Origin of the sequence: Clostridioides sp. ZZV14-6345 (assembly GCF_020657775.1) — a bacterium.
Lineage (GTDB): Bacteria > Bacillota > Clostridia > Peptostreptococcales > Peptostreptococcaceae > Clostridioides > Clostridioides difficile_D.
In genome coordinates, this window is the sequence record NZ_JAGWCX010000062.1 from 1 (window position 1) to 26475 (window position 26475).

The following is a 26475-nucleotide window of genomic DNA, read 5'->3' on the forward strand; positions in this document are numbered from 1 at the left end:
TGGGAAACTGCCTGGGAGAGTAGGACGTAGCCACGTAATTTTTTTTTGGTAAATTTATTAAAATTGAAAAAGTTTTATTTTTTATGTTTAGACCTTGTAAATTTGGGACATAATATAATTGTAAAACTTAATATAGCAAAAATAAATTACTCAATCTCCCCCACTTAAAGACCTCTATCCCCCATAGAGGTCTTTTTTATTTTCAAATCAAATCATATAAAAATAAACAGTTTTATATGCTCTCCTCTAAATTAAAATTATATTGTGATAGTAAACAGTGAACATGAAAAATATAGAAAGTTGTATCTAACATAAATAGTATATCAGCTTAACTTTAGTATATTTAACAAAAAATATTTGTAATTTAACCTTTATTTTAATAAGTTTACCATATATTCACTTTGTCTTAATATATCCTTTACAAATTAAGAGTATTATTAATCTATAGGTAAATCGTAGAATTAAATCAAATATTTTAGGAGGATAAAAATGGCAGATATAAGACTAGAAAATGTAACAAAATCTTATAATAAAAAAAATCCCGTTATAGAAAACTTAAATCTTACTATAGAAGATGGCTCTTTTACAGTGTTGGTAGGCCCAAGTGGATGTGGCAAATCTACTACATTAAGAATGATTGCAGGTCTTGAAGATATAACTTCAGGTAAGTTGAAAATTGAAGATAATGATGTAACAAAAACGGATGCTAGTAAAAGAGATATAGCTATGGTATTTCAAAACTATGTATTATATCCACATATGACTGTTAGAGAAAACATAGAATTTGGTCTTAAAAACAAGAAAGTAGTAAAAGAAAAAAGAGAAAAACTTATAACAGATGTTTATGTAACTCATGACCAGGTTGAGGCAATGTCGATGGCAGATAAGATAGTTATAATGAACAAAGGAAAGATAATGCAAATAGGTTCTCTAAAAAAGATATATCAAAATCCTAAAAATTTATTTGTGGCTCAATTTATTGGGAATCCTTGTATGAATATATTAGATATAAAAAATGATGTCAAATTTGGATTTAGACCAGAAAAAGCAACGCTAGAGAGTATAAATGGTGGAACTAATGGTGAAACTGCACAAAAAATGGTTGACCAATTTAATAGTTAGCATAAAGATATCCAAGTAAATATGCTAAAACAGAAAGACTACTATGAAAATGCAACAAAATTGCAGGCAGCTTTAACTTCTAAAGACCAACCAGATGTAACACTATTAGAAATAACTCAAACAGGTACATTCGCATCAGCAGGTGCTTTAGTAGATATGAGTAAATATTTTGATAAAACATACCAGGAACGATTCTTTTCTGGTCTTTTAACAAATTCATATTACGAGAATAAATTTGTTGGAATGCCATTTAATAGAAGTACACCAATATTATACATAAATAAAGATATGGCAACTAAAGCAGGGCTTGACCCTTCAGGTTCAAAGTCATGGGAAGAGCTTAAAAACTATGCTAGTAAGATGACAAATAAATCAGAAGATACTTATGGTTTTGAAACACCAATAGATATTTGGTTCTATGAAGCTATGGTAATGCAAAGTGGTGGAGAAATAACTAATGGTAAAAAAGTAGCATTTAATAATGAAGCAGGACAAGCACCGGTTAAGTTTTGGCAAGATATGATGAAAGATGGAATAATGAAAATGCCTTCTGGTGAAGATTATAATGCTTGGGATGTAGCAAAGCAAGATTTTGTAAATGGTAAAGTAGGTATGATATTTTTGCAGAAATATGGGCTCCTAATAGAGAAGATGACCCAAGAGAAACTTTTGAAAGAAGTTCCAGTAAGGTTATAATGGACGGTATTTACAATAGACATTGTCATCATATTGATTGGAAATTAGAACCTAATATGGATTTATTTGGAGTAAACTGTTCAGTAGACATAATAAAGGAATATAAGCCAGATTTAAGGTTAATACATTTGGCTACATTGGACCACACACGACACAATTATGGTTTATTTAATGATGAAGTAAATAAAGCATTAAAAATGAATGATGAATGGTTAGGAGATATAATTCAAGCTACAAAGGATGTGGGTACATACGAAGATACAAATTTTATAATACTTGGGGACCACGGTCATCTTAGAGTTGATAAAGTTATAAATCCAAATGTTTTGCTTAAATCAAATGGATTTATAACAGTTGAAAATGGAGAAGTTAAGAATTTTGATGCATATGTAAATTCTTCTGGAATATCAGCTCAAATAATAGTAAATAACTTAGATAGATTAACCTCCCTTTATAGCTTTTGGACCCAATATTAAAAGTGGTGTGGTTATAGAGGAAGGCGACTTGAGAGCGCACGCAGCAACTATATTAAAGATATTTGATTTAAAGTTAGATGGAGTTGAAAAAGAAGCATTTGATTTTATTATATAAGTTGAATAAAGTATTTATTTTCCAGGAATTATAGACTTCTATTGCAAAGATAGGAGTCTTTTTTTATGTTTTAGATTTAAGTAAAATTTAAATGGGTAAAATATTTAAAATAACTTAAACAATTTTATAAAGGTATGATATAATAATACATGTTAGGAACTAATGTTCGCAAAAAGGAGTGATACTATGGATTTTAAAATAAAATCAGACTTCAAACCTACAGGTGACCAACCAGAAGCTATTAAATCAATAGTGGATTCTATAAATAGAAATGAGAAATTTTCGACATTATTGGGAGTAACGGGTTCAGGAAAAACATTCACAATGGCAAATATCATTCAACAAGTTAAGAAACCTACCCTAATAATGGCTCATAATAAGACATTAGCAGCACAGCTTTACAGTGAGTTTAAAGAATTTTTCCCAGACAATGCAGTTGAATATTTTGTAAGTTACTATGATTACTATCAACCAGAAGCATATGTAGCTCACAGTGACACTTATATAGAGAAAGATGCAAGCATAAATGATGAAATAGATAAACTTCGACATTCTGCTACAGCATCTATTTTAGAGAGAAGAGATACTATAATAATATCATCTGTATCTTGTATATATGGACTTGGTGACCCAAAAGACTATAAAGAACTTATGTTATCTATAAGACCAGGTATGCAAAGAGACAGAGATGATGTAATAAAAAGGTTAATAGAGATACAATACGAAAGAAATGACATAAATTTTACAAGAGGTACCTTTAGAGTTAGAGGAGATATACTAGAAATATTTCCAGCTAGTAACGATGAAAAAGCAATAAGAATAGAATTTTTTGGTGATGAGATAGATAGAGTAACAGAGATTGATTATGTAACAGGGAAGATTGTTGGCACTAGAAATCACGTTGTTATATTCCCCGCGTCTCACTATGTAACAACTCCAGAAAGAATTGAAAAGGCAATTGTACAAATAGAAGACGAGCTTCAAGAACAAATTAAATTTTTTAAAGAAAATGATAGACTTTTAGAAGCCCAAAGAATTGAACAAAGAACTAAGTATGATATAGAAATGTTAAAGGAAATAGGGTTTTGTCAGGGAATAGAGAACTATTCAAGACATATTACAGGAAGGTCAGAAGGAGAAAGACCATATACTTTAATGGATTTCTTCCCAGATGATTATTTAATAATTGTAGATGAGGCACATGTTACTATACCACAAGTAAGAGGTATGTATGCAGGGGATAGGTCTAGAAAGACATCCCTTATAGAAAATGGTTTTAGATTACCTTCTGCACTTGACAATAGACCATTAAATTTTCAAGAATTTGAAGGAAATATAAATCAGATGTTGTTTGTAAGTGCTACACCAGGACCTTATGAAATTCAACACTCAGAGACTATAGCAGAACAGATAATAAGACCAACTGGACTTTTAGACCCAATTGTAGAAGTTAGACCTATCAATAATCAAATAGATAATTTGGTAGGAGAAATAACTAAAACTATAGAAAAAAATGAAAGAGTACTTATAACAACTTTAACCAAAAAAATGAGTGAGGACTTGACTAATTATCTTAAAGAAATAGGGATAAAAGTTAAATATTTACATTCAGATATAGTTACATTAGAAAGAACAGAAATAATAAGAGATTTAAGACTAGGAAAATTTGATGTGCTTGTAGGAATAAATCTACTTAGAGAAGGATTGGATATACCAGAAGTTTCACTTATAGCAATTTTAGATGCAGATAAAGAAGGTTTCTTGCGTTCCGAAACAGCTTTAATACAGACTATTGGACGTGCAGCTAGAAATGAAAACGGAAGAGTAATTATGTATGCAGACAGAATAACTGACTCAATGCAAAATGCTATTGATGAAACAAAGAGAAGAAGAGATATACAGAATTTATATAATGAAGAACACAATATTACTCCTAAAACTATACAGAAAAATATAAGAGATAGTATAGAAGCTACTAAGGTGGCAGAGGAAGAAGTTGTATATGGAATATCTGGTACAGATGATAAAGACGAAATAAGAGCTAATATAGAAAAATTAAAATCAGAGATGATGGAAGCTGCTCAAAACTTACAATTTGAAAGAGCGGCAGAACTTAGAGATAAAGTGAAACAATTAGAAGAAAAATTGGAAAAATAGAAAGGTAAAAACAACATTATGGAAGATAAAATTATAATAAGAGGAGCAAAAGAGCATAATTTAAAAAATATAGATTTAGAATTACCAAGAGATAAATTTATTGTTTTTACAGGATTGTCAGGGTCTGGCAAGTCTTCTTTGGCATTCGATACAATATATGCAGAAGGTCAAAGAAGATATGTAGAAAGTTTATCTGCTTATGCTAGACAATTTTTAGGTCAAATGGAAAAACCAAATGTAGAATATATTGAGGGTTTATCACCAGCTATCTCAATTGACCAGAAGACTACTTCAAAAAACCCACGTTCTACTGTTGGAACGGTAACAGAAATATATGACTACCTAAGATTATTATTCGCAAGGGTAGGAGATGTGTATTGTCCTACATGTGGTGAAAAAATAAGTCAAATGACTATTCAAGAAATAGTTGATAAAATGTTAGATTTTCCAGATAGAACGAAATTGCAAATACTTTCACCAATTGTTAGAGGACAAAAAGGTACACATAGAAAGGTATTGGATAATATCAAGAAAGAAGGCTTTGTAAGAGTTAGGGTTAATGGTGAAAACTATGAAGTTAGTGATGATATAGTCCTAAACAAAAACCAAAAACATAGTATAGAAGTTGTAGTGGACAGGATTGTAATTAAAGATGGAATTGAATCTAGACTAGCAGACTCAATTGAGACTGCAGTTAAGTTATCTGATGGTCTTGTAATAGCTCAAATAATAGATGGAGAGGAAATTCTTTTTTCAACTAAATTTGCATGTCCAGAACATGGAATTGGTATAGAAGAATTATCTCCAAGAATGTTTTCATTTAATGCTCCCTTTGGTGCTTGTGATGTTTGTAATGGTCTTGGAGAAAGTAAAGAAGTTGACCCAGAATTAGTAGTGCCAAATAAAGATTTATCAATAAAACAAGGTGCAGTAGCAGCATGGGGGTCAACAGGTGTTAATGATGATACTTATTATAGTAAAATGATAAAAAGCTTAGCAGAACATTTTAATGTATCTTTGACAACACCATTTAAAGATTTGCCAGAGGATTTTGTTGAGGAATTACTTTATGGTAAAGACAATATAATTGTAGAATTTACTTATGAATCAAAATTTGGAGGGACTAGAAATTATAAGTCATATTTTGAAGGAGTAATAGTAAACTTAGAAAGAAGATATAGAGAAACTAACTCCGACTACATGAGAGATAAGATTGAAGAATATATGGCAGAAAGACCATGTCCAAAATGTAAAGGGTTAAGACTTAAAAAGGAAGTCTTGTCTGTTTTGGTTGATGGAAAAAATATCATGGAAGTTACGAACTTGTCCGTAAATGAATTGATTGACTTTATGGAAAATATAAACCTTACAGAAAAACAGAGATTTATAGCTCATGAGATTATAAAAGAGATAAAAGGGAGAGCTATGTTCTTAAGAGATGTTGGTCTTGATTATTTAAATTTATCAAGAAAAGCTGGAACTCTATCAGGAGGAGAAGCACAGCGTATAAGATTAGCAACTCAAATAGGTTCTGCATTGGTTGGAGTATTATATGTACTTGATGAGCCAAGTATAGGTCTTCATCAAAGAGATAATGACAGACTAATAGCTACTCTTAGACATCTAACAGACTTAGGAAATACTTTAATTGTTGTAGAGCATGATGAAGATACAATGAGAGAAGCTGATTATGTTCTAGATATTGGACCAGGTGCAGGTATACATGGTGGTGAGATAGTTGCGCAAGGAACTTTAGATGAAATAATTAAAAATGAGAACTCGATAACAGGTCAGTACCTAAGTGGTAAAAAACAAATATTACTTCCTGAGACTACTAGAGAAGGAAATGGAAGTTTTATAGAAATAGTTAAAGCATCAGAAAATAATCTGAAAAATATTGATGTAAAATTCCCATTAGGTAAGTTTACATGTATAACAGGTGTTTCAGGTTCAGGAAAAAGTACGCTGATAAACGACATCCTTTACAAAGGTGTTGCAAGTAAAGTAAATAGACTTAAACAAAGAGCTGGTAAACATAAGGAGATAAAAGGAATTGAAAATATAGATAAAGTTATAAATATAGACCAAAGTCCAATTGGAAGAACACCTCGTTCAAACCCAGCTACTTATACAGGTGTATTTGACTTTATAAGAGATATTTTTGCAGCTACTAATGAAGCTAAAGCAAGAGGTTATAAAAAAGGAAGATTCAGTTTCAATGTAAAAGGTGGTAGATGTGAAGCTTGTAAGGGTGATGGAATAATAAAAATAGAAATGCATTTCTTACCAGATGTATATGTTCCTTGTGAAATTTGTAAGGGTGAAAGATACAATAGAGAAACACTACAAGTAAAATATAAAGATAAAACTATATCTGATATTCTAGATATGAATGTGGAAGAAGCTGTTGAGTTTTTTGAAAATATACCAAATATAAAAAGAAAACTAGAGACTTTAATGGATGTAGGACTTTCATATATCAAATTAGGGCAGCCTTCAACTCAATTATCAGGAGGAGAAGCACAACGTATAAAATTAGCTGCTGAACTTAGTAAAAGACCAACAGGAAAGACTTTATATATATTAGATGAACCTACTACTGGACTTCATATGGCAGATGTAGACAAGCTAATCCATGTATTACAAAGATTAGCAGATACAGGAAATACAATTATAGTTATAGAGCATAATCTAGATGTCATAAAGACTTGTGATTATGTAATAGACTTAGGACCAGAAGGTGGAGATAACGGTGGAACTATAGTTGCAACTGGAACACCAGAAGAAGTATCTAAAGTTGAGGGGTCTTACACAGGTCAATTCTTGAAGAAATATTTTTCTTAAATTATATAAAATGTGATAAAACTTAGAATTATATAAACTAAATTGCTCTGTTAGAAGTAAATTAGTTAAATACAAGTTGTAAATAGTAAACAAAAGTATAAAGTCCATGTCACTCTTCACGTTTAAAATTATTTTTAAATTAGTTATAGAAGAGGATATGGACTTTAACTTGTCTAAAATACTGGAAATTGTATAACTTTTTAAATTTCATATTTTAGGGTATAATTTTAGTATAAAATTTAATGTTTTGGAGGGCGAGATGTTTGATATACAAGAGCATTTAAAAAAATTACCTTCTGAGCCCGGAGTATATTTAATGAAAGACAAATACGACCATATAATATATGTGGGAAAAGCCATATCTTTAAAAAATAGGGTAAGGCAGTATTTTCAATCTTCAAAAAACCATACATCTAAAGTAAAATCTATGGTTAAGAATATATATAAGTTTGAGTATATTATAACGGATTCAGAGTTAGAGGCATTAATACTTGAATGTAATTTAATAAAAAGATATAGACCAAAGTATAATGTAGTGCTTAGAGATGATAAAACTTATCCATATATAAAAGTAACTACAAATGAAGATTATCCAAGAATCTTAAAAGTTAGAAGAGTTCTTAAAGATAAGGCAAAGTATTTTGGACCATATACCAATATAACTGCTGTGAATGATACTTTGGAGCTTATAAGTAGTACGTATCCAATAAGAAGCTGTAAAATAGATATAGATAAAGCAATAAAGAATAAGACAAGACCTTGTTTAAATCTACACATAAATAAATGTTTAGGACCTTGTACTGGAAATGTTTCTAAAGAAGAGTATGGAAAAATGATAGAAGAGATTATAATGTGTCTATCTGGTAAAGAAGAAAAATTGATGGAGCTTTTAAAGGAAAAAATGAATGAGAGTTCTATGAATTTTAGATTTGAAGAAGCTGCTGTATATAGAGATAAAATAAAGAGCCTTGAAGAGATGATACAGAAACAGAAAATAGATGCTACTGTAAGTGACTTAAACCAAGATGTGGTTGCAATGGCAAGAGCTCATAATGAAGCCTGTGTTCAGGTATTTTTTATCAGAAATGGTAAGATTGTAGGTAGGGAGCATTTTATATTAGAAGGTATAATGGATAGTCCAAGAGCTTCTATATTAAGTTCATTTGTAAAACAATTTTATAATGAGCAAGAGTATATACCTAAAGAATTAATTATAGAAGATGAAATAGAAGATAGTTCTATATTAGAAGAATGGTTGTCATCTAAAAAGGGTCAAAAAGTAACAATAAGAGTTCCTCAAAAGGGAGAGAAGAAAAGCTTAGTTGAAATGGTTAGAAAAAATGCTGTAGAGTATCTTGAAAAATTTTCTGATATGAATAAAAGAAAATATGAAAAAAGTATTGGAGCATTAGAAGAGTTAAAGCAAATACTAACTCTAGAAAAGTTGCCAATAAGAATAGAGGCTTATGATATATCAAATATACAAGGTGTAGATTCGATTGGTTCTATGGTAGTGTATACAAATGCTAAAAAAGATAAAAAGGAATATAGGAGATATAAAATAAAAACAGTCATTGGTCCTAATGATTATGATTCTATGGCTGAAATTGTAGATAGAAGATTAAAACATGGAAATTTACCTGACTTGATATTGTTGGATGGTGGAAAGGGACAAGTTAGTGCAGTAAAAAAAGTACTAGAACTTAATGATGTAGATATACCTCTTTGGGGAATGTATAAAGATGATAAGCATAGAACTAAAGGATTGATATGTAAAGAAAAAGAAATAGAGCTAGATAAAACAACCAATTTATATAGATTTATTGCTAGTATACAAGAAGAAGTTCATAATTATGCAATAACATATCATAGAAGTCTAAGAAATAAAGCTTTGACAAAATCTATCTTAGATGATATACAAGGAATAGGTGAAAAAAGAAAGAAATCATTATTAAATCACTTTAAGGATGTAGATGCTATAAAAAAAGCTACTATGGAAGAACTTTTAGAAGTAGATGGGATGAATAAAAGCATTGCAGAGAATGTTTATAATTTTTTTAGGAAGGAAGAAAATTAATGGAAACTAGCAATAAGGTATCAATAAAAGAGATAATAAAAGACTTGAAATTAAAAATAGTATACATGCCAGATGATGTAGATTATTATGTTTACTCTCAAGATATAAATAGACCAGGATTACAGTTTGCAGGGTATTTTGATTATTTTGCATATGAAAGGATACAAATAGTTGGAAAGACAGAATATAATTTTTTTGGATTAATGGATAATCATATTCGAGAAGAAGTACTAGATAGATTTTTCTCATATGAAATACCAGCTCTAATAATTTCTAGAGATTTGGAAATCAAGCCAGATGTAATTGAAAAAGCTAAAAAATATAAAAGAATACTTTTGAGTACAAACAGAAATACCACTAGACTTGTAAATAGACTGTCAAATTATTTGGATAATAAGTTAGCACCACATACAACAATTCACGGGGTATTAGTAGATATTTATGGTATAGGTGTGCTGATAAAGGGGGAAAGTAGTATAGGAAAGTCAGAAACAGCATTAGAATTAATTCAAAGAGGCAATAGATTGGTTGCAGATGATGCTGTAGAGATAAGAAAACTGGATGAAAGTATGCTTGTGGGTCAGTCACCTGAACTGATAAGACATTTCCTTGAGATAAGAGGAATAGGGATAATAGATGTTAGAAGTCTATATGGAGTAGGGGCAATTAAAAATTCTAAAATGATAGATTTAGTAGTTCACCTAGAAGCTTGGGATGAAACTAAGTACTATGATAGACTTGGATTGGATAAAGAATATGAAGAAATACTTGGTGTTAATGTAGAGAAATTGGTTGTACCTGTTAAACCTGGAAGAAATACTGCTATGATATTAGAAGTAGCAGCAATGAATTTTAGACAAAGAGGAATGGGATATGATGCAGCTCAAGAGTTTACTAAAAAATTATCAAAATTAATTGATACTAAATAGTAAAGGAATAATAGTGAACTATACATCATTTAATTAAATATTGATTAGGTTTACATCCTACACCTTATAAATTAAAATCAAGTTGTATATAATGTTTATTAATAAGATATATTATATAAGGATAATTTAAAGTATAGTACTAGATTAAAATAATACTAGATTAATTTTATATTTGAATTTCATTATATAATAAGAAAGTTGGAATTTTTTATGGGAATAGAATATTTTAGTAAACTTTTAGAAAGTGCTACTGAAAAAGAATTGCTCTTAAGTAAAAAGTCAAATAACATAAGCACAGCAAGATTAATATCTTTTTTGATAGTGATAGCAGGATTTGCTATTGGATTTTATAATAAAAACATAATAGGTATTTTTGTTGGAGTTGTATCAACAATAATATTTATATCACTTTTAGTTATTCATAATAAAGTAAAAGAAGAGGAAACATATTTTAAAAGCAAGAGTGAAGTATTAGATAAGTATATTAAACGATTTGGAGACGGATGGAAGGAATTTAAAATAGATGGTAGAGAATACCTAGAAGACGAAAGTGCGCAAGCAAAAGATTTGGATTTGTTTGGAAGAGCATCACTATATCAATATATCTGTGTAGCTAATACTTCCTATGGAAAAAAGTTTTTGGCTAAGTCCTTATGGAATGAAAACCCAGATGAGAAGGTAATATTAGAAAGACAAATGGCGATAAAAGAACTTTTATCAAAAGATGATTTTTCTATTCATATTCAAACACTTAGTAATATAATTGGTAAGGAGCAAAAAAACAATTCTGATGGAAGCATAGAATCATTTATAGAGTATGGAGAAAATAAAAATGTATATATACCAAAATGGATGCATATTTTTACTTGGGGATTACCTACTGCAACAATCTTATCTTTTATATTCTTTATATTAGGTTTTTTACCTATTTTACCTGTTTTTTTACTTTTTATAATACAATTAGGATTTAGTGGTTTTGGATATCCAAAACTTATGCAAACTCTTTCTCCATTATTTTCATTTAGTAGAAGTATACAAGTATATGAGAAAATGTTTAAGGTTTTAGAAAAAGAGTCGTTTGAGAGTGCTTATTTAAAAGAATTACAGGAGAAACTTTCTAGGGTAAGTGGAGTTTCAAAAGGTGTTAAACAATTGAATTCAATAGGAAATGCTGTAAATCTAAGATATAATCAGATAGTATATATAATTGCCTGTGGTGTTCTAATGTGGAACTATCATTGTGCAGAAGCTTTAGAACGATGGAAAGGTATATATGGAAATCAAATTAGAGGTTGGCTTGAATCTATTGGGGAGTTTGAAGCTCTAATAAGTTTAACAGTTATTGGTCATGTAAATGAAAATACATGCTTTCCAGTAATAAAATATGAAGATACTCCAAGGTTGGAAGTTGAAGAAGTATACCATCCCTTAATAGAAGAAAAAAGTGTCATAGCAAATTCAATACAATTAAATTCTCAGACATGTATTATTACAGGTTCAAATATGTCTGGAAAGACAACCTTTTTAAGAAGTATAGGCGTAAACTTAGTGTTGGCATATGCAGGTGGACCAGTATGTGCTAAGAGGTTTGATGCAACTTGTATGGCTATATTCACATCTATGAGAATACAAGATGATGTAAGCCAAGGAATATCAACTTTTTATGCTGAGATTCTTAGAATAAAATCAATGATTCAATATAGTTTGAAAGAGTTACCAATGTTGGTTCTAGTAGATGAGATTTTTAAAGGAACTAATTCTGCTGATAGAATTATTGGGGCAAGTGAGGCAGTGAAGAAATTATCAAGACCATGGGTTATAAGTATGGTTACAACACATGATTTTGAGTTATGTGACCTTTCAGGTAGTAGAGATGTAGAAGTTGTGAACTATCATTTCTCAGAGTACTATGTAGATGATAAAATTCATTTTGACTATAGAATAAAGGATGGAAGATGTAAAACTACAAATGCAAAGCAACTTATGAGAATGGCAGGGATTCTTTAATTAATAGATAAGCTTATTTAGAAATATAATTTAATTGATTAAACTAATAAGGGGCTGTCTCAAAATAGAGATAAGCCTCTTTTCATTGGTGAAATTATGAAAATATATTTGATTTCATACAAAAAGAGTGCCTCATGAACTAAAAAGTTCATTTTGAGACACCCTATTTTATTTAAGAATAAATTTTTTAATTTGTTAGAAGTTATTTAGCTTCTTCACAAGCACATTCTTGTGGACATTCTCCATAAATACAACTCTTATCAAAGTAATGAGTATGAAGATATTTATGAGCTACATCACTATTTGGTTCTCCAAAGAAGTCTTTGTAAATAGCTTGTAAATCAGGATTCTCATGAGATTTACGAATAGCTTTGTTTCTATCTATTTCATATAACGCATTTGCACGTCTATCAACTATTTCAGTATTACCATGGTGATAAGGTTGACCAGCACCTCCAACACATCCACCAGGACATGCCATAACTTCTATGATGTGGTATTTACATTCTCCACTTCTAACCTTATCCATAATCTTTCTAGCATTTTTAAGTGTATTTACAATACATACATTAACTGTAGTTCCATCAACATCTATACTTGCTTCTCTAATTCCTTTAAGACCTCTAACATTAGTAAAGTTTACATTATCTAAAGTCTTATTAGTTATCTTCTCATATGAAGTACGTAGAGCAGCTTCTAGAACTCCACCACTTGCTCCAAATATAGATGCAGCACCTGTAGATTTTCCTAAAGGATTATCAAAATCTTGGTCTTGAAGATTAGGTAAATCGATAGCAGCTTCTTTTATCATCTTAGCTAACTCTCTAGTAGTTATAGAAAGGTCAACATCTAATATTCCAGATTCGCTTAATTCCTCTCTTGAAGCTTCATATTTTTTAGCTACACAAGGCATTACAGATACAACATAAAGTTCTTCAGGATTGATTCCTAATATTTTAGGTGCATAGTAGTTTTTAGCTATAGAACCAAACATACCTTGAGGAGACTTACAGCTAGATGCTAAGTTTAACTTGTCTGGATAGTTGTGCTCTAAGAAGTTTACCCATGCAGGGCAACAGCTTGTTAATATAGGAAGATTTTCACCTTTTTGGATTCTTTCTATAAATTCAGTAGCTTCTTCCATTATAGTAAAGTCTGCACCGAAGTTTGTATCAAATACATGTTCAAATCCAAGTGCTTTTAAAGCAGCTACCATTTTTCCTGTAGAGATTGAACCTGGTTCTAATCCAAACTCTTCACCAATAGCAACTCTTACAGCAGGAGCAACTTGTACTACTATAGTCTTTTCTTTTTTATTTAAAACATCCCAAAGTTTAGGTACATTATCTACCTCTGTTAATGCTCCAGTTGGACAGACAGATATACATTGACCACAGAATGTACACTCTGTTTCAACCATATCAGAGTTAAAGAATGTACTAACTAAAGTATTAAATCCACGATTAACTCCAGATAATGCCCCTACTGTTTGTATGTCATTACATACAGTCTCACATCTTCTACATAATATACACTTAGAATGGTCTTTAACTAAAGATTTAGTAGAAGTGTCTTTACCTGCAAAAGATTTAGAACCTTGATATCTTATTTTTCTTACTCCTAAATCAGCAGCTATAGTCTGTAATTCACAATCTCCATTTTTTTCACATACAAAACAATCTTGTGGATGGTCTGATAACAATAATTCAACAATAGTTCTACGAGCATTTAATGCTTTTGCACTATTAGTTTGAACTCTCATACCTTCCTTTATAACTGTTCCACAAGCTGGAACTAAGCCTCTCTCTGTCTCAACCATACAAACACGACAAGAAGCACAAGTGTCAAGCTTATCTATTTCATTCATATGTAAATGACAAAGGTTGTGTATTTTTATATTTATTAATTTCGCAGCATCTAAGATAGAAGTTCCACTAGGTGCTGAAACGTGTTTGCCATTGATAGTTAAATTAACTAAACTCATTGTTATTCCTCCTCCAAATAAGTTATTTCTTGATTATAGCATTAAATGTACAATTATCTATACAAGCACCACATTTTAGACACTTAGAAGTATCTATTGTATGTTGTTCCTTAACAGAACCTGTTATACAACCAGCAGGACACACTCTAGAACATTTTGTACAACCCTTACAGTCGTCTGTTATAAAATAAGAAAGTAAGTTCTGACATTTACCAGCAGGACATTTCTTATCTACAACATGAGCTATATACTCATCTTTGAAATATTGAAGAGTACTTAAAATAGGGTTTGGAGCAGCTTTACCAAGACCACATAATGAAGCAGTTTGTATAGTTTCAGCAAGGTTTTCTAGGTCATCTAAATCTTGTAGAGTACCATTACCTTCTGTAATTTTAGTTAATATTTCTAATAATCTTGTAGTACCTATACGACAAGGTGTACATTTACCACAAGATTCTTCAACAGTAAACTCAAGGAAGAACTTGGCTATATCTACCATACAATCAGATTCATCAAGAACAAGCATACCACCAGAACCCATCATTGAACCGATAGAACTTAATGAACCAAAGTCTATAGGAGTGTCTAAATGTTCAGTTGGTATACATCCACCAGATGGTCCACCTGTTTGAACAGCCTTAAATTTCTTACCTTCAGGAATTCCTCCACCAATTTCAAATACAATATCTCTTAAAGTAGTACCCATTGGAACTTCAACAAGCCCTACATTTTCTACTTTTCCACCAAGAGCAAATACTTTAGTACCACTAGAATCTTCAGTACCTAAGTTTGCAAACCAATCTCCACCATTAAGTATAATTGCAGGTATATTAGCAAAAGTCTCAACGTTATTTAAACAAGTAGGAGATTTCCATAGACCACTCTTAGAAGAACTATAAGTCTTCATTCTAGGTTCACCACGTCTACCTTCAATTGAATGCATTAGAGCTGTACCTTCACCACAAACGAAAGCACCTGCACCATATTTTAATTCTAATTTAAAGTTAAATCCAGTCCCTAAGATATTTTCACCAAGTAAACCGTATTTTTCAGCTTGAGCTATAGCTACTTTTAATCTTTCTATAGATTTTGGATATTCTGCTCTTATGTATATGTATCCTGTATCAGAACCTATAGCATATCCACATATTGCCATAGCTTCAAGTACACTATGTGGGTCACCTTCAAGTACAGATCTATCCATAAATGCACCTGGGTCACCTTCATCAGCATTACATACAACGAACTTTTTATCTGTTGGACCAGCTGGATTTTTTGAAGCAGCTTCCCATTTAGAACCTGTAGGGAAACCAGCTCCACCTCTACCACGAAGACCAGAAGTTTTTACCTCTGCAATAACTTCTTGAGGAGTAAGAGAAGTTAAACATTTGCCTAGAGCTAAATAACCATCATTGGCAATATATTCTTCTATACTATCTGGGTCTATAAGACCACAATTTTTTAAAGCTATACGTAACTGTTTTTTGTAGAAAGACATTTCTTCTTGTTCTTCTACTTTTTTACTTAAATATTCTTCTTCATATAATAATTCCTCAACAACTGTATTTCTAATTAAGTGACTTTGAACTATCTTTTCAGCATCAGATGGCTCAACTTTTACGTAGAAAACGTTATCAGGATAAACTTTTACGATAGGACCTTGAGCACAGAAACCAAAACAACCTGTCAAACGAACACTAACTTTGTCTTGGATTCCTGATTTCTTTATTTCATTTTCTAATTCACTAACTATTTCTAGACTGTTTGAAGATGTACATCCAGTATCACAACAAACAAGTAATTCTCTTCTTAATACATTTTCCTTAGAATAATTTTTTCTTAAGCTAAGATTAGGTTTCAGCTCATCAGCTAAAACTTTTAATTCATCAAATGAATTTACTTTACGCATTATTTATTCACCCCTCTTAACAATTCAATTCTAATTCTCTATAAGTATCTAATATTTCGCTTACTTGGTCAGGTTTCACTTTACCATAAACTTTACCATTTACAGTAACAACTGGAGCTAAACCACATGCCCCCAAGCATCTTAAACCTTCTAAAGAAAATTTAAAATCACTAGTAGTTTCTCCAACTTTTATGCCAAGTTGTTTTTCAAAAGCACTTAAGATTTTGTCAGCACCTTTTACAAAACATACAGTCCCTAGACAGACACTGATTTTATACTTACCTACAGGTTCTGTAGTAAAATAAGAATAGAATGTAACAACCCCATATACCTTTGCAGGAGCTACTCCAAGTTTTCTAGCAACATGAAGCTGAACTTCTTTTGGAAGATATCCAAATATACCTTGGGCTTCATGTAGAACTTGTATTAACGCACCTTCCTTTGTTGCAAGAGAGTCAATAAATATATCTAGTTCGTCAAATAATTGCTTGTTGTGTGAAATAAAATCGCACATAACAAATCCCCCTTTTCTTTTTAAAGTTATTATTTTGCATAAAATAATTAACCATGAGTTGACCCCAACATTATGTGGGTGAACAAAACCAAAACAATAAAGAAAGAATAATATACAACAATTTCTTTATTCATAAAAACAATGCAAAAAAGTTACCTATTAAAAATAAAAACTATACTAGTCTATTATAATATAAAATAATTCAGAATAGTTAAAAAAAATAAAAAAAATGAGCTAAATTCAATAAAAAAAAAATAATACATATAAAAAACTTTAAAAAATAAACCAAAATGTAAAATTTTTATAAAATAAAAGATTTATAAAACTGCTGATAATAGTCTGGAAATGGATTCCTTAATTTTTATATAAGTAGACCTAGAATTATATATATCTAATGTTATTTCTTTTGAATTTAAAATATCATTTTCAAATATAACTCTTTGTTCCAATGCTTTTTTTGAAGAGTACATAAATGCATTCACTTCAAAATTAAGCTCAAAACTTCTTATATCCATATTGGCTGTTCCTATAGAACAGATAGAGTCATCTATAACTATTGTCTTAGCATGTAAAAATGCATTTTGACCATAAGTATAGATTTTAGCTCCAAATTTTAAAAGTTCTCCAGCATATGAATATGATGCCCAGTATACAAAGGGATGGTCAGGTTTAGAAGGAATCATAATTCTCACATCAACACCAGATAAACAAGCTATTTTTAAAGTATCTATAAATGTTGAGTCAAGTATTAAATAAGGACTCTGTATGTATATATACTTTCTAGCTTTCTGAATCATTTTTAGGTAACCATATTTAATCTCGTCAAGTTCTGATATATCTGGACCACTTGATACTATCTGAATCCCAATATTTTCAGAAAGATGATTAGAGTGTGCTTCTTCTTCTATAAAGTACTTTTCTAAGTCTAAATCTTCTTTAGTTGTGTATCTCCAGTCAAGGATAAATCTCATATTTAGGTCAATTACACAATCACCAGTAAGCTTAGTATGTGTATCTCTCCATAAACCAAATTTTGGATTTCTACCTAAATATTCATCACCAACATTATATCCACCTACAAATCCTACTTTACCATCAATAACAACAATTTTTCGGTGATTTCTATAGTTTAAGTTAAAGTTTACAATTTTTAAGAACGATGGGAAGAAGCTTCCGACTTTAACACCACTTTCTTTAAGTCTTGAAAGTGTACTATTTTTTAGTGTTCTACCACCAACTGCGTCAAATAAAAGTCTTACTTCAACGCCTTCTTTAGCCTTGTCTACTAGAATGTCTATTATTTCAGTTCCGATTTTGTCATCTTTGAAAATATAAAATTGTATGTTTATATATTTTTCAGCTTTTTTAAGTTCTTCAAGAAGACTGTTAAAAAATTGACTAGACTCAGCATAAATCCACACATCGTTATTATTGGTATAATGAGCATTATTTGAATTAGCCAATGCATAAATCATATCCTTATGTTGATGTATATCTGAATCAATTTCAGATGTAGATTGGAGTTTAACGTGAGTATCGAGTATATTACTTTTGATTATCTTATCATCCTTTTCTTTCAGTCTAAACATATTGTTTTTTGAAATATTTCTACCAAAAGCTATATAAAGTATGAATCCAAGTGCAGGAATCAATACTAATATAAGAAGCCATGTTAAAGTTGTATTTATGTTTCTTTTTTCCCTAAAGATAAGGTTCAGTATAACCATGAAATTAATTATATATATTGTAGTAACTGTTATTTCATATATTGACATTTCGAAAAATGATATATCAAACATAAAATTTCCTCCTTCAAATATTTATTAAAATAAGTAATTATATATAATAACACAAACATATATCTATTATATATAATACCTCAACAATAAAAAAGTAAAATAAATAATCGAAAGGTAAATTTTTCAAATTCAATATAAATTATTTCGAAATTAACAAAGTTGTTATATAATAAATAATATAATTATATAAGACAAGTATATATAAGCGTATAGTATATTTTTTATGTTAATAAAATTTATTATATATCATATTGTTATTATATAATTATTGCCATAAAAAGACAAGGGAAAGTATAATTTTTAAGGGGGAAGGATTTATGAGTAAAGGATTCTTGACACCTGGGGAAACGGCACAAGCAACTATAAGTGCAGGCATAAAAAAAGCAAACATTTCAACACAAAATGCAATTTTATTGGGTTTATTTGGAGGAGCATTTATAGGTTTTGGGGCATTGGGAAGTATGATAGTTAGTCAAACTTTTGGCAAGATAGACCCAGGAGTAGCTAGCTTTTTAAGTGCAATGGTCTTTCCAGTAGGTCTTATGCTTGTAGTGGTAGCAGGAGCAGAGTTATTCACTGGAAACACTTTAATGGCTATTGCCCTTATGGACAAAAAAATAACATTAGGAAAAATGTTAAGAAACTGGGGACTGGTTTATTTTGCAAATTTAGTAGGTTCAATTTTATTAGTAGCACTTGTCTTTTATTCTTCTACATTAGCAGGGGATGCAGCTACAAAAGCTATAGCTGTGGCAGAAGCTAAAGTTAATTCAACTGTAGTTTCAATGTTTTTAAAAGCAATACTTTGTAATATTCTAGTAGTTTTAGCTGTATGGATGGCTACAGCGTCTCAAGATATAATGTCAAAATTGGCTTCATGCTGGACAGTAATAATGCTATTTGTGCTATGTGGATTCCAACATAGTGTTGCAAACATGTTTTTTATACCAATGGGAATGGCATTAGGAGCAAATATAACTATGGTTCAATTCATAACTAATTTGGTAGTTGTAACACTTGGAAATATCGTTGGAGGTTCCATAGTAGTTGGGGGAATTTATTATCTTTGCTATGTTAAAAATAGTTAGATAAATAATATGAATTAAATTGCCTTTTAAAGCATTGATATCAGTGATATTGATGCTTTTTTTAAATTATTTATATTCTTTTATATGTTGTTATTTTTTTTTTTTTACTTTATTATATATTTATTGAATATAGTTTGTAATTAAGAAACTTAAAATATAAAGTCCATATGATAAGCAAAATCATATATTATTGAATATAGTTAATACTATATATTAATGTAAATTAAATAATATTGACAGCTAAAGTTTAGTATAATTTGGGAGGAAATACAATGAATAATCAAGATATATATGAAAATTTATTAAATATATTAAGTAAAGATGATATAAAAGTCGATGAACCTATGAAAAAGCATATTTCATTCAGGGTAGGAGGACCAGCAGATATATTGGTTAGACCTAGAACTGAAGAACAATTAAAAAATGTACTTCAGTTGGTAAAAAAAGAATCTATTTCATATTTAATAATTGGAAATGGTTCAAATATTTTAATTAAAGATGGTGGAATAAGAGGAGTAGTAATAGAATTAGCAGATAATTTTAACTCTTATGAGATAAATGATACTAGGATAACTGCTCAGTCAGGAGCTTTGTTATCGGTTCTAGGTAAAGCTCTTCAAAAACAAGAATTAAAAGGATTTGAGTTTGCATCAGGGATACCTGGAACATTAGGAGGAGCATTAGCCATGAATGCTGGAGCATATGGTGGTGAAATGAAGGATATAGTAAAGTCAGTAAGACTGATGGATATGGAAGGAAATATCTTTGAACTTTCAAATGAACAGATGGAATTTGGGTATAGAAGAAGTATAATATCGAAAAACGGGTATATAGCTTTATCAGCAGAATTAGAATTACAAAAAGGAAATTATGATGAAATAAAAAGTTTAATGGATGACTTAGCAACGAGAAGAATAACTAAACAACCATTAAATTTTGCTAGTGCAGGAAGTACATTTAAAAGACCAACAGGACATTTTGCAGGTAAATTAATAGAAGAAACTGGATTAAGAGGTCTTACTTTAAGAGGAGCACAAGTATCTGAAAAGCATTGTGGATTTGTAGTCAATCAAGGAGAAGCAAGTGCTAAAGATATTTTAGACTTAATATATGTTATAAAAAGTGCTGTATATGCCAAGTTTGGAGTTATGTTGGAAGAAGAAGTCAAAATACTTGGAGAGGATTAACAGATGAAAATACTGGCTGATTATCATACACATACATTATATAGTCATGGTAAAGGAACTATTGAGGACAATGTAAAGGTGGCCATTTCTAAGGGAATAAAGACAATAGGAATATCAGACCATAGTTACAAACATATCGCATATGGTGTAAAGAAAAAAGATATTGTTAAAATGAGAGAAGAAGTAAATTATTTAAATGATAAGTATAGTGATATAGATATACTTTTAGGTATGGAGTGTAATATATTAGATGACAAAGGTAATATAGACATGGATAATAAATTTATTAAGGAATTTGATTATATTATGGCTGGATATCATTTTGGTTCTACTCCTACATCATTCAAAAGTTTATTAAATCATTGTAATAATTATATTTTAAAAACTGAAAAAGCAAAAGAATATAATACAAAAGCTGTAATAAACGCGATAAGTAATAATGATATTTTTATAATTACTCATCCTGGAGATAAAGGAGATGTGTATATAGAAGAAGTAGCAAAAATAGCAAAAAAGACAGATACTAGACTTGAAATAAATAGTAGTCATTCTTTTTTGAATGTGAATCAATTAAATGAGATAAAAGAGCTAGAAAATAAATTTATAATAGGCTCAGATGCACATTGTCCAGAAAGAGTTGGTGATTTTGAGCTAGCTATGAAGACTATATCTGACTCTAATTTGGATATATCATTAGTAGAAAACATTATAATATGATAAACATAAGATAAAAGGGAGGAGTTAGCAATGAAATTTGTTATAGTTACAGGTCTTTCAGGATCTGGAAAAAGTGAGACAATGAGAGCTTTAGAGGATATGGGATTTTATTGTGTAGATAATCTACCTCCTGCTTTGATAACTAAATTTGCAGAACTATGTTATCAACCAAATTCAAGTATTGATAAAGTTGCTCTAGGGATAGATATAAGAGGAAGAAAGTTTTTTGAAGCGCTTCATGAAAGCTTAAATTACTTGGAAAAAGAAAATTATGAATATGAAATGGTATATTTGGATTGTAATGATGATGTATTGTTGAAGAGATATAAAATGACAAGAAGAAATCATCCATTAGCAAAAGACATGCAGATTCCAGAAGGCATAAAAATGGAAAGAAAGATAATGGAGCCTTTAAAGGAATTATCTACATGTATAATTGATACAACTAATATGAAACCAAAAGACCTTAAGGAAGAAATAAAGAAAATATATTCTTCTGGTGAAGATAATCCAAATCTAACTATTTCTGTAGTATCTTTTGGATTTAAACATGGTATACTTGCTGATGCAGATTTAGTATTCGATGTAAGATTTCTTCCAAATCCCTATTATGTTGAAGGGTTAAGAGCTAAAACTGGTGATGATAAAGAAGTTAGAGATTATGTTATGAATTCTAAAATCAGTGAAGAATTTTATGTGAAACTTTTAGATATGATTCATTTTTTAGTGCCTCAATATATAGAGGAAGGAAAACAACATCTAGTAATTGGTGTTGGATGCACAGGTGGAAGACATAGGTCAGTTACTATAACAAATCTTATAGCGGAGGATTTATCTAATAAGGGATATAGAGTTGTAAAGAAACATAGAGACTCTATGTTGCGATAATGGAGGCAAACATGGCTAAATTACTTATTATTGTAGGAATTTTAGGTTGGATTGCATTAATTGTATCGTTATTTATATATAAAAAAGCAAAAAATGAAAAAGTAAAACTATTTCAAAGGTCCATTGTTGAAAATAGAGAGCCAAATGTAGTTGTAATAGGTGGAGGTACTGGTCAATCAGTATTTTTAAGAGGTCTTAAACATACTACACAAAATATAACTGCAATTGTAACTGTTGCTGATGATGGTGGAGGTTCAGGAGTATTGAGAGAAGACTTAGGAATGCTTCCACCAGGAGACATAAGAAACTGCCTATTAGCACTTGCAAATATAGAGCCAACTATGAATGAAGTTATGCAATATAGGTTTACAGAAGGACTTTTAAAGGGTCAGAGTTTTGGAAATTTATTTTTAGCTGCTATGAATGGACTATATGGAAACTTTGAAAAAGCTGTATATAAATTAAGTGAGATTTTTGCTATAACAGGAAGAGTTTTGCCAGTAACTTTGGAAGATGTAAACTTAGTTGCCAAATTAGAAAATGGCAACATAATAAATGGAGAATCTAGCATACCTGAAGAATCAAGAAGTCAAAAAAGCTCTATTGATAAAATTTTCTTAAATCCAAAAGATGTTAAACCATTAAAGGATGTTATTGCATCTATTTATGACGCTGACATTATAATTATGGGTCCTGGAAGCTTATATACAAGTATAATACCAAATCTACTTGTAGAGGGTATTGTAGAAGCTATTAAATCGTCTACGGCTCCAAAAGTATATATATCAAATATAATGACTCAACCAGGTGAAACAGAAGGATACAATGTATTAGAGCATGTTAATGCTATAGTAAAGCACACTGATGAGAATTTAATAGATTATGTAATCGCAAACAATGAAATATTGCCAGAAGAGATGCTTGACCTATACAGACAAGATGGAGCAGGGCAAGTTTTGTTAGATAAAAAGCAAAAAGATAAATTAAAAGAGATGGGTATAAAAACTATAGAAAAGAATTTGATTGAAATAAAAAATAATTATATAAGACATGATGCAAAGTATATATCTAACATAGTTATTGAGTTAGCCCTAAATCATAATTACAACAAAAGTTAGTAAAAAAGGATTTTAAAAAATTGCGTAGAAATCCTTATCATTATGTTAGTTTTAAGGAGTGAACATCGATGAGAGAAGAGGTTAGTGCTGGTGGTGTAGTCCTGTTTGGCAATACGATTCTTTTACTAAGGAAGTTCAATGGAGATTGGGTGTTACCTAAAGGAAAAGTAGAAGAAGGGGAAAATAACCAAGAGGCAGCATTACGTGAAGTAAGTGAAGAAACTGGAGTAAAAGCAGATATATTGAAATATTTAGGAGAAATACACTATACATTTAAAGAAAACTGGGATGAAAATAGAGCAGTTCATAAAACAGTTTTTTGGTATTTAATGCAAGCGAAGAATATGGATACTATTCCACAAAAAGAGGAAGGCTTTATTGATGCTAAATTTATCCATCTAGATAGAGTAGTAGACCTAGCTAGGTATGATGATGAAAAGGAGATAATAAAGGTTGCCTTACAAGAAATAAAAAAAAGGTTAAAGAAAAATTAGTTAATAGGTGATAGAGATGTCTTTTTCAACTGAAACCAAAAATGAACTAGCAAGAATTGTATCTGGGAATGAATGTTGTAATATAGCTGAATTATCAGCTCTAGTCAAATCAGGGGGAAGTATACAAATTGTTGGATATAAAAAACTAAATCTAAAAATAACAACAGAATTAAATTCAGTAGCTCGTAAGGTATTTAAGTTATTAAAAAAGAATTTTAATATTAATACCACAATCTCTGTAAATAAAAATCAAATGTTGAAGAGAAATAACAGTTATGTATTAATGGTAACAAGTGAAATGGGTTCAGAAATGTTATTAAAAAAATTAGGTATACTTGAAAATAAAGAAGGATTTTTTACGATAAACAGAATTTCAGAGAGTTTAGTTAAACATGAAGGATGTAAAAGAGCTTTCATAAGAGGAGCTTTTCTTGGTGGAGGTTCTATAAGTGACCCAGAAAAGAATTATCATATGGAATTTGTAACTAATAACGAGGAATTTGCGGATTCACTAAAAGAACTTATAAACTCTTTAGGTTTTAATAGTAAAATTGTGGCTAGAAAAAATAATCATGTTGTTTATATTAAAGAAAGTGAACAAATATCAGATTTATTGAGTATTATAGGGGGACACCACGCTCTTTTAAGTCTTCAAAATACTAAAATAGTAAAAGAAATGAGAAATAATGTAAACAGGATAGTAAATTGTGAAACAGCTAACCTTTCTAAAACAGTAAACGCAGCAGTAAGACAAGTAGAAAATATTAAGCTCATACAAGAAACTATAGGAATTAGCAGTCTGCCAGAGAATTTACAGGAAATAGCTAAGATTAGAATTGAATATGAGGATATGACTCTCAAAGAACTTGGAGAGATGTTAGAACCACCAATAGGAAAATCTGGTGTCAATCATAGACTTAGAAAAATAGAAGAAATCGCAACAGATTTGAAAAAAAAACATTACAATAAATTGAGGGGACAATCTCAGAATAAGCATTAATTTCTAACATATAATGGGCTATGTTGAAGTTAATTCCTATTTTGAGATAAAAGTCTCTGTTTTTGTTTTAAGACGTATATTTGTGGTAAAATTAAATTTATAAAACAGGAGGTGATTTAATGAATAAAGATTTTGCTCATCTTCATGTACATACTGAGTATAGTTTACTTGATGGATTTTCGAGGGTGAAAAAACTTATAAAAAGGGCTAAGGAGTTAAACATGAGCTCAATAGCTATCACTGACCATGGTTGTATGTTTGGTGTTATAGATTTTTATAAAACAGCGATAAAAGAAGGAATAAAGCCAATTATAGGGTGTGAAGTTTATACAGCTGCACGTGGACTTAGAGATAAAGACCCAAACTATGATAAATATCAAGGACATTTAGTTCTATTAGCTAAGAATATGGAAGGCTATAAAAATTTAATAAAAGTAGTTTCCACTTCATATGTAGAAGGTTTTTATTATAAGCCTAGAGTTGACATGGAAGAACTTAAAAAGCACAATAAGGGAATTATAGCACTTTCTGCATGTCTTGCAGGAGATGTAGCACGTGCTTTAATGAATAGAAATTATGAAAAAGCAAAACAATTTGCTATTGACTACAGAGATATATTTGGTGAAGAAAATTTCTTTTTGGAAATTCAAGACCATAATTTACCTGAACAAAAAGAAGTAAATTCTGGATTGGTCAAGTTATCAAAAGAGACTGGTATTCCACTAGTTGCTACTAATGATGTTCACTATGTAAATAAGGAAGATTCAAAAATACATGATGTCCTTATGTGTATTCAAATGGGAAAAACATTAAATGACCCAAATAGAATGAGATTTGGTAGTGATGAGTTTTATTTAAAATCAAGAGAAGAAATGGAAGAATTATTTCCATACGCATTAGAGGCTATTGATAATACTGTGAAAATAGCTGATATGTGTAATGTAGAGTTTGACTTTAATACTATACATCTTCCTAAATATGATGTTCCAGAAGGATATACACCAGAAACTTATTTAAGAGAGTTATGTTTTAATGGGCTGAAAGAGAGATATGATAGTCCTAGTGATGAGATACTAGAGAGATTAAATTATGAATTAGATGTAATTGAAAAAATGGGTTATGTAGAGTACTTTTTAATTGTTTGGGATTTCATAAACTTTTCTAAAGAAAATAATATTATAGTAGGGCCAGGTAGAGGTAGTGCAGCTGGTTCAATAGTAGCATACACACTTAAGATAACCGATATAGACCCAATAAAGTATTCTCTGTTATTTGAGCGTTTTTTAAACCCAGAACGTATATCTATGCCAGATATAGATATAGGTGCGACACGTTGGTAATTGAAAAGATTGCC

19 protein-coding genes and 1 pseudogene are annotated in these 26475 nt (G+C 30.2%); 16 read left to right on the forward strand and 4 right to left on the reverse strand.

Going from position 1 to position 26475, the window contains the following annotated elements; all coding sequences use genetic code 11:
• The first annotated feature begins 489 nt into the window (after nt 1-489).
• From KGF39_RS15080 to KGF39_RS15115, 8 genes are all read left to right on the forward strand, one after another.
• Nucleotides 490-1122 carry an ABC transporter ATP-binding protein gene (locus KGF39_RS15080; RefSeq protein ID WP_413927038.1) on the forward strand — a complete coding sequence of 211 codons (633 nt, stop codon included), beginning with the start codon at nt 490-492 and terminating at the stop codon, nt 1120-1122.
• A 9-nt stretch (nt 1123-1131) separates the two neighbouring features.
• A complete protein-coding gene (locus KGF39_RS15085; RefSeq protein ID WP_413927093.1) occupies nt 1132-1818 on the forward strand; it encodes an extracellular solute-binding protein in 687 nt (228 codons plus the stop codon).
• The gene (locus tag KGF39_RS15090) at nt 1818-2294 is read left to right on the forward strand and encodes an alkaline phosphatase family protein (RefSeq protein ID WP_227822931.1); all 477 of its coding nucleotides are present in this window, start codon (nt 1818-1820) and stop codon (nt 2292-2294) included. The genes KGF39_RS15085 and KGF39_RS15090 overlap by 1 nt, the downstream gene beginning before the upstream one ends.
• Before the next feature lie 301 nt (nt 2295-2595).
• The gene (uvrB, locus tag KGF39_RS15095) at nt 2596-4566 is read left to right on the forward strand and encodes an excinuclease ABC subunit UvrB (RefSeq protein ID WP_227822932.1); all 1971 of its coding nucleotides are present in this window, start codon (nt 2596-2598) and stop codon (nt 4564-4566) included.
• A gap of 18 nt (nt 4567-4584) precedes the next feature.
• Complete coding sequence (gene uvrA / locus KGF39_RS15100) at nt 4585-7410, forward strand: excinuclease ABC subunit UvrA (protein WP_227822933.1); 2826 nt, start codon at nt 4585-4587, stop codon at nt 7408-7410.
• Between the two features lie 259 nt (nt 7411-7669).
• On the forward strand, nt 7670-9487 hold the full coding sequence (gene uvrC, locus KGF39_RS15105) for an excinuclease ABC subunit UvrC (RefSeq protein ID WP_227822934.1): 1818 nt from the start codon (nt 7670-7672) through the stop codon (nt 9485-9487).
• Nucleotides 9487-10416 (forward strand): HPr(Ser) kinase/phosphatase, encoded by a 930-nt coding sequence (hprK, locus tag KGF39_RS15110; RefSeq protein ID WP_227822935.1) that lies wholly within the window; start codon nt 9487-9489, stop codon nt 10414-10416. The genes uvrC and hprK overlap by 1 nt, the downstream gene beginning before the upstream one ends.
• A gap of 210 nt (nt 10417-10626) precedes the next feature.
• Nucleotides 10627-12423 (forward strand): MutS-related protein, encoded by a 1797-nt coding sequence (locus KGF39_RS15115; protein ID WP_227822936.1) that lies wholly within the window; start codon nt 10627-10629, stop codon nt 12421-12423.
• A 202-nt stretch (nt 12424-12625) separates the two neighbouring features.
• Here KGF39_RS15115 and KGF39_RS15120 read toward each other — a convergent pair whose 3' ends face one another.
• From KGF39_RS15120 to cls, 4 genes are all read right to left on the reverse strand, one after another.
• A complete protein-coding gene (locus KGF39_RS15120) occupies nt 12626-14407 on the reverse strand; it encodes an NADH-dependent [FeFe] hydrogenase, group A6 (RefSeq protein WP_227822937.1) in 1782 nt (593 codons plus the stop codon).
• A gap of 22 nt (nt 14408-14429) precedes the next feature.
• A complete protein-coding gene (locus KGF39_RS15125; protein WP_227822938.1) occupies nt 14430-16316 on the reverse strand; it encodes an NADH-quinone oxidoreductase subunit NuoF in 1887 nt (628 codons plus the stop codon).
• 16 nt (nt 16317-16332) lie between these two features.
• Nucleotides 16333-16830, reverse strand: coding sequence for a complex I 24 kDa subunit family protein (locus tag KGF39_RS15130; protein ID WP_003416946.1), 498 nt, complete (start codon nt 16828-16830; stop codon nt 16333-16335).
• A 317-nt stretch (nt 16831-17147) separates the two neighbouring features.
• Nucleotides 17148-18629: a cardiolipin synthase gene (gene cls, locus KGF39_RS15135; RefSeq protein WP_227822939.1), complete on the reverse strand. Its 1482-nt coding sequence runs from the start codon at nt 18627-18629 to the stop codon at nt 17148-17150.
• A 317-nt stretch (nt 18630-18946) separates the two neighbouring features.
• On the opposite strand from cls, the gene KGF39_RS15140 reads away from it, so the two are divergent.
• The 8 genes and pseudogenes from KGF39_RS15140 to dnaE all read left to right on the forward strand — a co-directional run.
• A complete protein-coding gene (locus tag KGF39_RS15140; protein ID WP_227822940.1) occupies nt 18947-19717 on the forward strand; it encodes a formate/nitrite transporter family protein in 771 nt (256 codons plus the stop codon).
• A gap of 272 nt (nt 19718-19989) precedes the next feature.
• Nucleotides 19990-20904 carry a UDP-N-acetylmuramate dehydrogenase gene (murB, locus tag KGF39_RS15145; RefSeq protein ID WP_227822941.1) on the forward strand — a complete coding sequence of 305 codons (915 nt, stop codon included), beginning with the start codon at nt 19990-19992 and terminating at the stop codon, nt 20902-20904.
• 3 nt (nt 20905-20907) lie between these two features.
• A complete protein-coding gene (locus KGF39_RS15150) occupies nt 20908-21621 on the forward strand; it encodes a PHP domain-containing protein (RefSeq protein ID WP_227822942.1) in 714 nt (237 codons plus the stop codon).
• Between the two features lie 30 nt (nt 21622-21651).
• The gene (gene rapZ, locus KGF39_RS15155; RefSeq protein ID WP_227822943.1) at nt 21652-22509 is read left to right on the forward strand and encodes an RNase adapter RapZ; all 858 of its coding nucleotides are present in this window, start codon (nt 21652-21654) and stop codon (nt 22507-22509) included.
• A gap of 11 nt (nt 22510-22520) precedes the next feature.
• A complete protein-coding gene (locus tag KGF39_RS15160; protein ID WP_227822944.1) occupies nt 22521-23627 on the forward strand; it encodes a gluconeogenesis factor YvcK family protein in 1107 nt (368 codons plus the stop codon).
• A gap of 68 nt (nt 23628-23695) precedes the next feature.
• On the forward strand, nt 23696-24121 hold the full coding sequence (locus KGF39_RS15165) for an NUDIX hydrolase (protein WP_003416968.1): 426 nt from the start codon (nt 23696-23698) through the stop codon (nt 24119-24121).
• Nucleotides 24122-24137: 16 nt separating this feature from the next.
• Nucleotides 24138-25121 (forward strand): DNA-binding protein WhiA, encoded by a 984-nt coding sequence (gene whiA, locus KGF39_RS15170; RefSeq protein WP_227822945.1) that lies wholly within the window; start codon nt 24138-24140, stop codon nt 25119-25121.
• 119 nt (nt 25122-25240) lie between these two features.
• Nucleotides 25241-26443, forward strand: a pseudogene (gene dnaE, locus KGF39_RS15175) (DNA polymerase III subunit alpha); the annotation flags it as partial.
• Between the last annotated feature and the right edge of the window lie 32 nt (nt 26444-26475).